This is a genomic window from Pantoea sp. PGP6 (assembly GCF_053474785.1).
Genome location: NZ_JBQBMA010000001.1, coordinates 874,703 through 888,800, shown reverse-complemented (window position 1 = coordinate 888,800; position 14,098 = coordinate 874,703). Strand labels below are relative to the sequence as shown.

13 protein-coding genes are annotated in these 14,098 nt (G+C 55.7%); 4 read left to right on the top strand and 9 right to left on the bottom strand.

Going from position 1 to position 14,098, the window contains the following annotated elements:
• Positions 1-14: 14 nt before the first annotated feature.
• On the bottom strand, positions 15-2,387 hold the full coding sequence (locus tag ACLIBF_RS04320) for a TonB-dependent receptor domain-containing protein (protein WP_069728838.1): 2,373 nt from the start codon (positions 2,385-2,387) through the stop codon (positions 15-17).
• Positions 2,388-2,624: 237 nt separating this feature from the next.
• Between ACLIBF_RS04320 and ACLIBF_RS04315 the strand changes: the two genes are divergently transcribed.
• A complete protein-coding gene (locus tag ACLIBF_RS04315) occupies positions 2,625-2,921 on the top strand; it encodes a SelT/SelW/SelH family protein (protein ID WP_031377278.1) in 297 nt (98 codons plus the stop codon).
• A gap of 32 nt (positions 2,922-2,953) precedes the next feature.
• On the opposite strand, the gene ACLIBF_RS04310 is transcribed toward ACLIBF_RS04315, so the two are convergent.
• The 7 genes from ACLIBF_RS04310 to ACLIBF_RS04280 form a co-directional block, all read right to left on the bottom strand.
• Complete coding sequence (locus ACLIBF_RS04310) at positions 2,954-3,490, bottom strand: PadR family transcriptional regulator (RefSeq protein ID WP_031377277.1); 537 nt, start codon at positions 3,488-3,490, stop codon at positions 2,954-2,956.
• A 77-nt stretch (positions 3,491-3,567) separates the two neighbouring features.
• Positions 3,568-4,350 carry a siderophore-interacting protein gene (locus ACLIBF_RS04305; RefSeq protein WP_031377276.1) on the bottom strand — a complete coding sequence of 261 codons (783 nt, stop codon included), beginning with the start codon at positions 4,348-4,350 and terminating at the stop codon, positions 3,568-3,570.
• Between the two features lie 438 nt (positions 4,351-4,788).
• Positions 4,789-4,992 (bottom strand): hypothetical protein, encoded by a 204-nt coding sequence (locus ACLIBF_RS04300; protein WP_031377275.1) that lies wholly within the window; start codon positions 4,990-4,992, stop codon positions 4,789-4,791.
• A gap of 231 nt (positions 4,993-5,223) precedes the next feature.
• A complete protein-coding gene (locus tag ACLIBF_RS04295; protein WP_046289238.1) occupies positions 5,224-6,093 on the bottom strand; it encodes a helix-turn-helix domain-containing protein in 870 nt (289 codons plus the stop codon).
• Positions 6,094-6,300: 207 nt separating this feature from the next.
• Entirely contained in the window at positions 6,301-6,468 is a 168-nt protein-coding gene (locus tag ACLIBF_RS04290) for a DUF2474 domain-containing protein (RefSeq protein WP_069728837.1), read from the bottom strand.
• A 1-nt stretch (position 6,469) separates the two neighbouring features.
• On the bottom strand, positions 6,470-7,474 hold the full coding sequence (gene cydB, locus ACLIBF_RS04285; protein WP_031377810.1) for a cytochrome d ubiquinol oxidase subunit II: 1,005 nt from the start codon (positions 7,472-7,474) through the stop codon (positions 6,470-6,472).
• Position 7,475: 1 nt separating this feature from the next.
• The gene (locus ACLIBF_RS04280) at positions 7,476-8,888 is read right to left on the bottom strand and encodes a cytochrome ubiquinol oxidase subunit I (protein WP_031377809.1); all 1,413 of its coding nucleotides are present in this window, start codon (positions 8,886-8,888) and stop codon (positions 7,476-7,478) included.
• A gap of 786 nt (positions 8,889-9,674) precedes the next feature.
• Here ACLIBF_RS04280 and yghX point away from each other — a divergent pair.
• A complete protein-coding gene (gene yghX / locus ACLIBF_RS04275) occupies positions 9,675-10,562 on the top strand; it encodes a YghX family hydrolase (protein WP_448309414.1) in 888 nt (295 codons plus the stop codon).
• Positions 10,563-10,638: 76 nt separating this feature from the next.
• Here the strand turns inward: yghX and ACLIBF_RS04270 are convergent, their stop codons facing one another.
• A complete protein-coding gene (locus tag ACLIBF_RS04270; protein ID WP_031377807.1) occupies positions 10,639-11,025 on the bottom strand; it encodes a winged helix-turn-helix transcriptional regulator in 387 nt (128 codons plus the stop codon).
• Between the two features lie 103 nt (positions 11,026-11,128).
• Between ACLIBF_RS04270 and ACLIBF_RS04265 the strand changes: the two genes are divergently transcribed.
• Positions 11,129-11,986: an SDR family oxidoreductase gene (locus ACLIBF_RS04265; RefSeq protein WP_448309412.1), complete on the top strand. Its 858-nt coding sequence runs from the start codon at positions 11,129-11,131 to the stop codon at positions 11,984-11,986.
• Positions 11,987-12,353: 367 nt separating this feature from the next.
• Positions 12,354-14,012, top strand: coding sequence for an alpha,alpha-trehalase (locus tag ACLIBF_RS04260; protein ID WP_046289239.1), 1,659 nt, complete (start codon positions 12,354-12,356; stop codon positions 14,010-14,012).
• The last annotated feature ends 86 nt before the right edge of the window (positions 14,013-14,098 follow it).

The window sequence follows — 14,098 nt, the reverse complement described above, 5'->3', positions numbered from 1 at the left end:
CCGGGCATCAGTGATCAGAAATCGACGTTAACGCCCAACTGGAAAGTACGGCCCGGCATCACCGCCAGCGCCTGATCGTTGCGTTCCTGCTGGGTGGCACTGGTCAGTTCACGGCTGCTGAGGTAATCCCGGTATTTACGATCGGTGATGTTATATAGCCCGCCGCTCAGCCTGACCTGTGGCGTCATCCGCCAGTAAGCCGTCATGTCCACCATGCCGTAACCGGGTACCCGCATGTAGTCGGTGCTGGATCCGGTCAGGCTGCCGCCGCTATTGGCATAGCTGTTACGGTTGGTGGCGCTGGCCTGTTTGCCTTTGACGAAGGTGGCGGTGACGGCCGCGCCGTAGCCGCGCGCATCATCATCCCAGGCCAGTCCGACAATCGCTTTCATCGGGGCCACACTCTCCAGGTCGATATAGCGGTCGCCGAGGTAGCTCGACTTTGCCGCCCCCTGGGTGTAGCCAAACGCCAGCCTGGCGCTCAGGCCATCCACCTGCTGGAACCAGCTGCCGAAGTTCACTTTGCTGCTGATTTCCGCGCCGTAGATATAGGCTTTATCGCGGTTCTCCGCCTGGTAAGTGGTGTAGATGTTGCTGGGGACATTAACGAACTTACCCGGATTTGCCGCGCGGCTATAGCGGGTAAAGGCGATAAAGTTTTTGTAGTCGTTATAAAACGCCGCGGCATTAATCGTAATACCGTCGGTCAGCTGGCCTTTCACGCCCCACTCATAGTTATTGCTGGTCTCGGTTTTTAAATCCGGGTTACCAATCAGCGCGTACTGCGCGGTACCAGCATAGCTGGAGCCGAGGTTCCATGAGCCATACAGCTGGGTATCATTGGGGAACTGCGCCCCGCGGGTATATTGCAGATAGGTCATCAGGCCAGGCGTGAGATCGTACTGGAAGGCGATCGACGGTAACACCTGAGTATCGGTGTTGGCCGAACCGTACAGCGCGGAGACTTCACTGGCATCGAGTACGCTGCTGTTGGTGGTCAGCGTTCCGACATCACGCGGTTTGGTGTTCTGGTATGCCACCCGCACGCCGGGGATCAGCGCCGCTTTATGTCCGTCAGCATCAAAATTGATTTTGTCCTGCAGGTAGCCGCCCAGCGTATAGCTGCGACTGTTGGCCTGCGGCTGCATGATGACACTATAAACACTGGGGGCCGGCGACTGACGGAACGGCCGCTCGGTATCCACCTGCCGCGCATTCAGTCCGCCACTCAGCTCATGACGTCCCAGGGTTTTGGTCGCCCGGGTGTCGATTCCGTAGGTGTCACTGTTGTAATCGGAATAGACGTTTTGCCAGGCGGTGGCGCTCGACGGCATCAGGGTATTGTCGTGCGCCTCAGTTTGTTGCCAGTAAATACGGCTGGTCAGGCTGTCGATGATCTCATTGTAAGGGGTGTATTCATCAGCAAGGCTGATGCCCCAGCGCCGCGTATCGCTCTGCTGCTGTGCGGTACCCCAGATCGTATTGCCTGAGGTATCCCAGCTGTCGTAATGGCTGTGATTGGTTTTGTGGTAGTAGTCGAGGGTGGCGCTCAGCTGATGCGCATCGTTGGGCTGCCAGATACCGGAACTCATAAAGGCGTCGGAGTGCCAGTTAGCAGGATACGCATCCAGCGTGCCGCTGTTATTGCGGGTTTGCTGGCCGTCGCGGCGGCTGTAGACAAAGATACCGCGCAGCTCATCGTCGCCTGCCGCGGCGGTAAGGCCGTTATGCCAGCTGCGGCTGGCGGAATCGTAGTCGCTCTGGTAGCCAAAATAGGTCGATTTGCCGGGACGCAGGTAATCGTCGGGGGATTTGTTGCGGAACGAGACATTGCCGCCAATCGAGGTGTTGGGCTGATCCACCGCAGTAGCGCCCTTTTCAATGTCGATGCGGCCAAACAGATAAGGGTCGATGTAATCCCGGCCAATGCCAAAACTGTCCAGCCCGGCACGTCCGACGTAACTGCGACCGGTAGCCTGGGGTAACGGGATGCCATCCACATCCAGCCCGACCCGGTTACTTTCCAGTCCGCGAATGTTGTAGCCGGTATAGCCCGCGCGATCAAAGCCGCTCTTGCCGGCTGACGATCCGCCCTGCGAGCCGGTGGCGCTGATCAGCGGCTCATAACGCATGATTGAGCCAAAATCGGTGGCCCCACGCTGTTGCAGATCGGCCGCCGACAGGCTGGTTTTGCTGCCCGCCTGTTTTTTAATTTCGGGCGCCGTAACCGTCATCACCGTTTCGGACGGGCTTTGGCTGTTATCGGTGCGCGCCAGCAGAGCAGATTCACTCTGCGCGGCATAACTGCAGGTGGCGTGGATGGCAGAGGCAAGTAATGCCAGTTTAAACAGACGCTGTTGCGTCAATCCCTGAAAAAGTAGTGACATGGGCGCGAATTACCTGATTAATTGTTAGTATTCGCTCACTTGCTTACTGGCATCATCAAAACGGCCTGGCACAAAAGCCGTAAAATCGGACTTATTTCTGACTATAAATTATGGTCCGGAATTTAATGCAATTGCTAATCATTATCAATCTTATTTACATTTAACTCTATCTTGCAGCGCACAGTTTGTTAACTACAATTAACCGGTAATTTATCAATACGTTAAAGGAATAGAGTTATGGCACAAAAACCTGTGGTCGTTATCCACTACTGTATGCAATGCAACTGGCTGATGCGTTCAGCGTGGATGGCACAGGAGCTGCTGCACACCTTCGCTGACGATCTGGCGGAAGTGACGCTCAGGCCGGGCACCGGCGGCATCTTTGAGATTACCCTTGATGAACATCTGCTGTGGGAGCGTAAACGGGATGGCGGCTTTCCTGACGCCACCAGCCTGAAGCAGCGGGTACGTGACATCTGTTTCCCGGATCGTACGCTGGGTCACATTGATAAGCACAAGTCCGAAGTGAGCTAAGTTGCCCGCTGGCAACCCGCCAGGGAGAACGTTCAGCTGCGGGTGATTTTTTCTGCCGCGTCCTGCAGCGCCGCGATCAGCGTCTGCAGCGCGGCCTCGGAGATATCCTGCTGCGCCAGTCGCGTATTGAGCGCCATTTTCAGGTCGTGAATTGCCTGTTCTACCGCCGGAATGCTGCGGTTGTTGACCAGAATGGCCAGCGACGATAAACGCGCGATCAGGCTGGCAATAGGGTCGCGGTTGGCCGCCAGCAGCGCCTCACCAGCCTCAGTCAGCCGGTACGCTTTACGGGTGGCCTGCGCATCCACCACCTCAATCGCCTCCATCTCTTCCAGCAGCGTCAGATTGGGGTAAATGATGCCCGGACTGGGCGTATACTCCCCTTTCGACAACTCCTCTACCGACTTGATCAGCTCATAGCCGTGCGCGGCATTCTGCGCCAGAAAATGGAGCATCAGCAGACGAATATCACTCGCCTCCAGCATTTTTTCCCGCCGCTTACGCCGGCTGCCGCAACCGCCTGCGCGCGTGGGTTGATCGCCAGATGAAGATGCTGAATGGTCTTTCATTGCCTGCCCGGAGAGAAGAAAAGGAGATTGATGGTAGTCCGCCACCTGGCAAAATTCAACACAGGCGGCGGACCCGCTTACTTCTGGTGCCAGTACGCCACGGCCCGCACGTAGTCGCTGTTTACGCCGCGCTGAGTGGTGAAGTAATCGCTCAGCGCCTTAACAAATTCGCCTTCGCCGGTAAGCCAGATGAAGTAATCTTCCGACGGTATCGCCAGTTGATCCAGCCTGGCGGTCAACTGGCTGAGCTGCGCCAGTTGCATCTGGCCGCTGCCGAGCCAGTTCAGATTAACCCCCGCCGTATCGGTTAAATAATCACGGCCGGTGGCCTGATCGGCATAGGCAAACAGGTGCAACTGTTGGGCGCGGGCATCCTGCTTACGACGCGCAAAAGCAGGCAGGCCGGTTTCGTCGCAGACATAGAGCTGGAACGCGTAATCGGTCGGTACAATCAGCGAGCCGCGCGGGCCACCGACGATCAGACTGTCGCCGATCTGCGCCTGGCTCGCCCAGTCGCTGGCGACGCCATGCTGATGAATATAGAAATCGAGCGTCAGCGATGAGACGCCATCAAAGGCCAGCGGCGTGTAATCACGGGCCGCCGGACGCAAACCGTCTGGCCAGACAATCCCCTGGTCAGTAATCTGCGGCAGTACCGGCGTTTCACCGGCGGTGGCAGGAAAGAAGACCTTAATGTGGTCGTCAAAGCCCGGCGAAGTAAAGCCCGCCAGATCGCTGCCGCTGAATTCGATGCGCCAGAAGTTACCGGCAATGTTGGTTTTACTCGCTACCTGAATATGACGAAAGCGCAGTTCGTTACGGACGCGCTGAGGAAGGCGATCAGAGTTAGGGTTTGGCAAAAGATCTCTCCTGAAACGGGGTGAATGCCCGTCACGTCAGGGCATCAGCTAAATTATGGAATCAAAATCATTCTCATCTGAGTGGCTCAGGTTAGCTATGATATATCTTCAACACAATGACGAAAAATGCGATCGACCGGGATTAAGATATATTTTACGCCCGGGCTGCGCATCTGAATCGCCTTCAGGCAACCATGTCAGGATCGAAAAGGCTGGTCAGCCGTCAGATGACGGGCGAGAGCGGAGAGTCAGTATCAGGTGCAGATCAGCGATGGCAGGAGAAGCAAACCGAATTGATAACCGGCTGGTGGCGCTATAGACAGGAGCGAGGTCGACGGGACGCGCTATCACCGTCACAGCAGGTGACAGGCGGGTTATCCTGCCGGTAATGCCCGCCGCGCCTGTGAACGGGCGGCCACTCGATTACCGGCAGAACGGTTACAGCGTGTCGTTAAATCCGGATGCGGCAGGATTATTCTGGCTATGCTGCGGCAGCTGGCCGTCGCCCAGAATTTCGTGCTGAGAGATCTGTGAATGCGGGTGCAGCCCGGCGGGTGGCGAGAACGGTTCTGCCAGTTGAGCCGCCGCCAGCATAGGCAATGCCGAAAGCATTGAAATAAGGAACAACATTGAGCGTCGCATAATTTTCTTCGTTTATCGTTTTTAGCCAGGAATGGCCAGAAATGCAGATGATTGTTTCAGCCCCGCCAGGAAAGCACGATGAATGGAGCACAGCAGGGTTTCGGTGAAGGATTTTACGCCAGAATGGTAAGTTATTTTATAAAATCGTGCGGTTTGTCACGGTTTACCGCACGGAATATGCATTTGTCGCTTTGATGCCGCCCGAATCGGGCTAACGCAGCGTGCTGACTCTCAGGCTGGAGTCACCGGAATCGAAAAAACACCGCTCAGCCAGTCGGGTTTACAGAGCGCAAAATCCAGCTGCAGCAGATCTTTGCCCTGGCGACGCGCCACGCCCAGCGTCGGCAGGTGCAGATAGTAGATATCCGCAATGAACCGGGTCAGTTGCTCGGGCGTGCCACTCCAGTCAATCCGCGCATACAATCCACGCGTCTCGCTCCAGGTTTCACGGTGCCCTTCCAGCAGCGCCGCATGCTGCGGCTCCAGCGCCTGAAACAGGCTGATATTCTGCTGCTCAGCCGATGAGTGGCCGGGACCATACTGAAAACCCAGCCAGCCGTGCCGGGCCTGACTGCCGGCCAGCGCCACCAGCCGCCGCGCCTGCTCGGCCACCCGATGCTGATGATCGGCAATATACTCGCCAAACTGGCACTCCCACTCCAGCGTCTCGCCACACAGAAGCAGATCATCATCCCGCTCAACCAGCGCTGCGCGTTCAATTGGCGAACGCACCGGAATCCGGCCATGGAAGTTTTTCACCGGCAGATGAGGAATGCGCCGAAACGCGCCGGGCGTCAGGGAGAAATGGCTTTTAAACACCCGGGTAAAGTTCTGCTGGTTATCAAAGCCAAAGCGTACCGCGATGTCGATCAGCGGCATTCGTGTCAACCGCAGTGCCATCGCCGCCATCGTCAGGCGTCGTTTACGGGTGTAAGCGGCCAGCGTTTGCCCGGTCATCTCCTTGAACATGCGCTGCATGTGCCATTTGGAATAGCCCGATTTGAGGGTGATCAGATCGATGTTGATGTCGTCGGTCAGATGGGCTTCTATCCACTCTACCAGAGCGTTAATGTGCTGTTTCTTAAGGGCCTGACTGAGCATGATGGCGATTTACGACGCGGATTGAAGGGTGATATTTGTCACAAAAGGATAACAAAAAATGTGACCGTCTGTAAGGAAAGGCCTGACCGGAGCGGTCTCCTGGCGACGATTTCGCATTAATTGCTTAGGTGACTAATTAAAAAAGGCTGACCGAAGTCAGCCTTACCTGTGCACCGTCGCCGTAAAGATGGCGACAGTCTGTAACAATCAGTGACTGCGCATCCCAGCGGCGGTCATCATCATGCGGAACAGTGAAGCGACAACGCCCAGTGCCAGCACGCTTGCGGCGTAGATAACCACCAGCCACATCACGCGTTTCCACCACGGAGCCCTGGACTCATTGTGATCTTTCATGCTGCTGAGCTCGGTTTTCATATCAATGATATCCTGCGTCTGCTTTGATTTTTCCACGGAACACGTAGTAGCTCCAGAAGGTGTAGCCAAGGATCATCGGAATGATCAGCAGGCTACCGACCAGCATAAAGGCCTGACTCTGCGGCGGTGACGCGGCGGCCCAGATGGTGACGGACGGCGGAATGATGTTAGGCCAGATACTGATCCCGAGGCCGGAGAAGCCGAGGAAAATCAGCGCCAGCGTCAGCAGGAACGGCGAATAGTGCGCCTGACGTTTAATCGCCCGCACGATACCCCACGAGCAAAGCAGTACCAGCACCGGAACCGGCAGGAACCAGAACAGGTTAGGCTTGCTGAACCAGCGTTGCGCGATATCTGCGTGTGCAAACGGTGTCCACAGACTGATGATGCCGACAATCACCAGCAGCGCAATCACCAGCGGCGTCGCCAGCGCTGACATTTTGCGATGCAGTTCATCTTCGGTTTTCATGATCAGCCAGGTACAGCCCAGCAGCGCATACGCCACCACCAGACCGACGCCGCAGAACAGCGGGAAAGGTGCCAGCCAGTCCATCGCGGAACCGGCAAAGTGACGTCCTTCGACCGGGATACCGTCCAGCATTGCGCCCACGGCCACACCCTGGCTGAAGGTCGCGATGATCGAACCGGCAATGAACGACTTGTCCCAGAATGCCCGGTGCCCTTCTACCGCTTTGAAACGGAACTCAAAGGCGACGCCACGGAAAATCAGGCCAATCAGCATCGCCGTCAGCGGAATCGACAGCGCATCGGCAATCACCGAGTAGGCCAGCGGGAACGCGCCATACAGCCCTGCCCCACCCAGCACCAGCCAGGTTTCGTTACCATCCCAGACGGGCGCGACGGTATTCACCATCATGTCGCGTTCACCCGCGTCCTTATTGAACGGGAACAGCAGGCCGATGCCGAGATCGAAACCATCCATCACGATATACATCAGGGTGGCGAAGACGATAATCGCGAACCAGATAATTGAAAAATCGATCATCTTAGTGGTCTCCATCCTTAAATGTGGCAGCCGAAAGTGGACGCGCCGGCGTTTTCTTCTGGCCCGGACCACCCTGCTCAGTAATGTGTCCTTCGCCGGTTTCAGGTCCCTGCTTAATCAGACGCATCATGTAGTGATAACCGACGCCGAATACCGAGCTGTAGACCAGAATAAAGGCCAGCAGGCTGATGCTCATGTGCAGATCGCCATGCGCCGAGACTGCATCAATGGTGCGCTGTACGCCATACACCACCCACGGCTGACGGCCGATTTCTGTGGTAAACCATCCCGCCAGAATCGCAATCAGACCTGAAGGACCCATCAGCAGTGCAAACCACAGGAAAGGACGAGACTCATACAGACGCCCTTTGAAACGCAGCCACAGACTAAGCACGCCGAGAGTAATCATCAGCAGCCCCATCGCCACCATTACGCGGAATGACCAGAAGATCACGGTGGAATTCGGCCGGTCCTCTTTCGGGAAACTCTTGAGCGCCGGGACCTGCTTATCCAGGCTGTGGGTCAGAATCAGGCTGCCGAGGTAAGGCACTTCCAGCGCATATTTGGTGCGCTCCTGCTCCATATCCGGGATACCAAACAGAATCAGCGGGGTAGCTTCGCCTGGCGGGTTTTCCCAGTGTCCTTCAATCGCCGCAATCTTCGCTGGCTGGTGTTCCAAGGTGTTGAGACCGTGCGCATCACCGATCATCGCCTGAATCGGCGCGACAATCAGCGCCATCCACAACGCCATTGAGAACATTTTGCGAATTGCCGGGTTGTTTTTGCCTTTCAGCAAATGCCAGGCTGCTGACGATCCAACAAAGAAGGCGCTGGCGAGGAAGGCCGCCACGGACATATGGAACAGCCGGTACGGGAACGACGGGTTAAAGACGATCTTAAACCAGTCCTGCGGTACCACGATACCGTTCTCAATGATGTAACCCTGTGGTGTGTGCATCCAGCTGTTCGAGGCGAGGATCCAGAAGGTAGAGATCAGCGTGCCCAGCGCCACCATGCAGGTCGCAAAGAAGTGCAGTCCGGGACCGACGCGATTCCAGCCGAACAGCATGACGCCAAGGAAGCCCGCTTCAAGGAAGAAAGCGGTCAGGACCTCGTACGTCAGCAGCGGGCCGGTGATACTGCCGGCGAACTGCGAGAAGCCGCTCCAGTTGGTGCCGAACTGATACGCCATTACCAGACCCGATACCACGCCCATACCGAAGTTAACGGCGAAGATTTTCGACCAGAAATGGTAGAGATCGCGATAGGTATGATCGCGGGTTTTCAGCCACATCCCTTCAAGCACTGCCAGGAAACTGGCGAGGCCGATGGTGATGGCGGGAAAGATAATATGGAAGGAAACAGTAAATGCGAACTGAATCCTCGCCAGATGAAAGGCATCTAATCCGAACATTGCTTACCTCTTTGCCACATAGAACACCACATATTTACTTATAATTAACAACTTAAGCCTGACGCACTAATTTCGTTGCGCTTAATGTAATTCCCGCCGCAAATTTAAAACTATTCGCAGCGAGGAAACAGAAACAATCGGGTTAATGAAAACTATAACAGTCTTTTTTGATTATGATCATTGTTTTTCATGGGAATTACTTATTTAAAAATAAGGTGCAAAGGTTAATTACAGCGTAGTTATGTGACATGAATGTTATGGTATTTGTCGGTTTAAAATGAGCCGGCAGCTATGGCCCCCCTTACCCAAAAATAGCCCTCAAGCTGCTGTTTTTCGGTGTTATTATTTTATAAACCCTGTTCCGGGAAAGGTCAAATTTGACAATAACCCAGGGAAATAGACTTACTTTTTAATGGGTTAGAATGACAGATATTTTTGCCTGCCGCTTTGTTTGCTTTTTTGCCTGAGATTGTCTATTAGCGCAATTATAATTGCAGGCGAAGCCGCATAACTCGGGCAATTTGCCGGCTGCGCATATGTTAATAAATTGGAATGGATCCTTAATCCTAATTAACAGCCAGCGCATCCCCGACGGATATTCTGTTCCCCACAGCAGCAGAAGCGGTTTAATAAGCGGCAATCAGGGTGAGCGGGCTGAGTGAGTTATTTCCCTCTGCCGTTTCGTTACCGCCGTTTTAATCGGCAGCTGCATGCAGGTTGCCTGCGCGCTCAGGCTGTGCTTTGGTAAGGTGGCACACATCCTCTTATCCGGGTTAAGGAGTTGCTATGGCACGTCTGACCGCACAGGATTTTCCGCAGGAACTGCTTGAGCTTTACGATTACTACGCCCATGGCCGCATCAGTAAACGAGAGTTTATTGCGATGGCCGGGAAACTGGCGATTGGCGGTATGACCGGAGCGACGCTGCTCGGTATGCTCAGCCCCAACTATGCACTGGCGACCCAGGTTGAGTTTACCGATCCCGACATCAAACCAGCGTATATCCACTACCCTTCGCCGCAGGGGCACGGTGAAGTACGCGGCTATCTGGTAAAGCCAGCTAACCCCAAAGGCAAGCCGCCATCGGTGGTCGTGGTGCATGAGAACCGCGGTCTGAATCCCTACATTGAAGATGTGGCGCGCCGGGTCGCTAAAGCGGGTTACATCGCGCTGGCACCCGATGGCCTGAGTTCGGTCGGTGGCTATCCCGGTAATGATGAAGAGGGACGCGCCTTACAGGCGAAGGTCGATCCGACCCGGCTGATGAACGATTTTTTTGCCGCGCTGACGTTTTTAATCGAACATCCGGAGGCGAGCGGAAAAGTGGGGATTACCGGCTTCTGTTATGGCGGCGGCGTTGCCAATGCGGCGGCGGTGGCTTTTCCGGAACTGGCCTGCGCGGTGCCCTTTTATGGCCGGCAGCCGAAAGCGGAAGATGTGCCGCGCATACAGGCTCCGCTGCTGCTGCACTATGCGGCGCTGGATAACAACATCAACGCTGGCTGGCCCGCCTATGAGGCGGCGCTTAAGCAACACCAGAAGATCTATCAGGCCTGCCTCTATCCCGGCGTAAATCACGGCTTTCACAACGATTCGACGCCTCGCTACGATAAACCGGCGGCAGAACTGGCATGGCAAAGAACTCTGGCCTGGTTTGAAAAATATCTGCACTGACCCACGCGTCTGGCGGGCGTCAGCGGCGGCAAAGGTGCGGCGGAAAACAGAGCCGCTGCGCCTGCTGAGCGCGGACTTACTCTCCGCCCGCCTGGGCTTTTTCACGCTGCGCCAGAATCCGGCTCAGATTGACCTCCAGCCAGTCGGCCAGTCCGACCACCTGCTCACTCACTTCACGGCCAAGCGGCGTCAGAGAATATTCCACGTGGGGGGGGACCACATCGTAGGCGATGCGCTGCACGAAACCATCTTCTTCCAGATGACGCAGGTTCTGCGCCAGCATTCGCTCACTTACGCCGCCCACAACCCGCCGTAGCGCGCTGAAGCGCAGCGTCTGATCCTGCAATGCCAGCAGAATCAGGACGCTCCAGCGACTGGTGACTCGTTTGAGCACCTCGCGCGAGGGGCAATTCACATTCAGCAATTCACCCCTAATAAATTTTTCACTTAGCTTTTCAGACATTTACTTTGCAAACCCCATACTAACTCATCTGTAAGTACTTACGAAAAGTTAGTTTATAGCCCAGGATTGATTTTACCAACAGCGAAATAATCGGAGCGATACCATGTTTGCAGTAACCGGTGCCACCGGCCAGCTCGGCCGTTTAGTGATTGATGCATTGCTGAAAAAAGTCCCGGCGGGCGAAATCGTCGCCGCCGTGCGTACGCCAGCCAAAGCGGCCGATTTCGCTGCGCGTGGCGTCGTGGTTCGTCAGGCCGATTACGGCCAGCCTGAGACGCTGGCAGCCGCTTTTGCCGGCGTCGACAAGCTGCTGCTGATTTCCGGCAGTGAAGTGGGCCAGCGTGAAGCCCAGCATAAAGCGGTGATTGAGGCGGCCCGCACCGCCGGTGTGAGTTTCATTGCTTACACCAGCCTGCTGCACGCCGATCGCTCTCCGCTGGGACTGGGCGTTGAGCATCGCGCAACCGAAGCGCTGCTGCAGGCTTCCGGCATACCGTTCGCCCTGCTGCGTAACGGCTGGTACAGCGAAAACTATGCCGCCAGTATCGCCCCGGCGCTGGCGCATCATGCCTTTATTGGCGCGGCAGGCGAAGGACGGATCGCCTCGGCGGCACGGCAGGATTATGCCGATGCGGCAGCTGAAGTGCTGACCCGGGATAATCAGGCGGGCAAAGTGTATGAACTGGCCGGTGACGACAGCTACACCCTGGCGCAGTTTGCCGCTGAGATTGCCGCTCAGAGCGGTGAGAAAGTGGATTACGTCAATCTGTCCCGGCAGGAGTTTGCCGCAGCTCTCAAAGCGGCAGGGTTACCTGAGGGCCTGGCAGAGATGCTGGCAGACTCAGATGCGGGCGCAGAGCAAGGCGGGCTGTTTGATGACTCCCACCAGCTGAGCCAGCTGATTGGGCGTCCGACCGCCCCTTATCAGGATGTGATTGGCGCGGCACTGGCGAAGCGCTAAGCCATTATTCCCTGAGCGGGCCACTTTGGCCCGCCCTTTTCATCCGGCTGAGGCGCGTTTTCATGCCATTCTGGCGTTGCGTATGCCATCTTTTGCACCTGATTTCGCGCCACACTTCTCTTACAAATTGTAAATAAACGCCGATTTTCTTCAGACAAAATCTTTTTCTTTTGCTGACTAAGAGATTCATCTGAAATGCGTTTTTTATGAACAACCGCATATTTGGTTGAATTGTCTGGAATTTATGCAAAAACGCCGATTAATAGACAATTATTATTACGTTCATAGATATTCTGCATTGTTGTACCGCAGCATCAGAGGGCTATAATTTGTCCTTTGTGCAACCCCGACCGCTCAGGAGGCCGCTATTAATACTTATCGCCAGCAACTAAATGCACTTGAAGAGGTTCGTGCCGGGGCGGAAGTTGAGTATCAATACGATCCCCATGAACTGAAACTGGATCGCATGCAGGATTCTGAACCGGAGCCCGAGCTGATTGAAGGCTTACCGGCTCCGGATGCGCTCACGCCTGCCGATCGTTATCTGGAACTGTTTGAACACGTTCAGATGTCGCGCATTTTCGAGGATAGTAAAACCTTCCCCGACTGCTCGCCAAAATACGATCCGCTGGATGTGCTGATGCGCTATCGTCGTCAGAAACGCAGCAGTGATTTCGACCTGTCGCGTTTTGTCGCCGATCACTTTTATCTGCCTGGCGTAAATGAAAGCTTTTATGTCTCCAACCCGGATAAAACGCTGAACGAGCATATTGATGATCTGTGGCCGGTTCTGACCAAAATGCCGCAGCAACATATGCCGCACTCTTCTCTGCTGCCGCTGCCGAAACCTTACGTGGTGCCGGGCGGACGCTTTGGCGAGACCTATTACTGGGACTCCTACTTCACCATGCTCGGCCTCGCCGACTCGGGCCGTGATGACCTGCTGCGTCATATGGCGGATAACTTCGCCTGGCTGATTGATAACTACGGCCATGTGCCAAACGGCAACCGCACCTATTATCTCAGCCGTTCTCAGCCGCCGGTGTTTGCGCTGATGGTCGAGCTGTTTGAAGAGGATGGCGTACGCGGTGCCAAGCGTTATCAGGAACAACTGATGAAGGAGTATCAGTTCTGGATGGACGGTGCCGGCTCACTGATGCCGAACCAGGCTTATCGTCACGTGGTGCGGATGCCGAACGGTTCGCTGCTGAACCGCTACTGGGATGACCGTGATACGCCACGCGATGAGTCGTGGATCGAGGATGTGGAAACGGCGCGCCAGTCTAAACGTCCGGCGAGCGAAGTCTATCGCGATCTGCGTGCCGGTGCGGCATCAGGCTGGGACTATTCGTCACGCTGGCTGCGTAACCCGAAACGCCTGTCGAGCATCCGGACAACCCAGTTTATCCCGATCGACCTTAACGCGTTTCTCTACAAGCTTGAGCTGATGATTGCGACGCTGTCGCACGCCAAAGGCGAAGAGCTGACGGCGCTGGCCTGGCAGAAAAAAGCGGAAGCGCGTAAACGCGCAATTACCCGCTATCTGTGGGACAGCACGGCTGGTGTGTTCCGTGACTATGACTGGCGTCGTGAGCGCTTCGGTGCGTTTACTGCCGCCTCGGTGGTTCCGCTGTTTGTCGGCTTAGCCACGCCGCATCAGGCGCATCTGCAGGCGATTGCGCTGCGTCACCTGCTGTTGAGCAACGGCGGTCTGCTGACCTCTATGGTGGAAAGCGGCGAGCAGTGGGATAAGCCCAACGGCTGGGCGCCGATGCAGTGGATGGCGATTGTCGGCCTGAATAACTATGGCGAAGAGACGCTGGCGAGTGAGATCGCGGTGAACTGGCTGAATACCGTGAATAATTTCTATCAGCTGCACCACAAGCTGGTCGAGAAATATGACATCAGCGGCGATCGTGCCCGTCCTGGTGGCGGCGGTGAATATCCGTTGCAGGACGGTTTTGGCTGGACCAACGGCGTTACGCGTCGTCTGATGACTATGTATGGCCACCTGATGGCGGATTAAGCCAGCAAGAGTGGAATGGTTGAGCGTCAGCCGACATTGACCGCTTTACCTGACAATCAGCCACAAAAAAAGCCGGGAATTGCCCG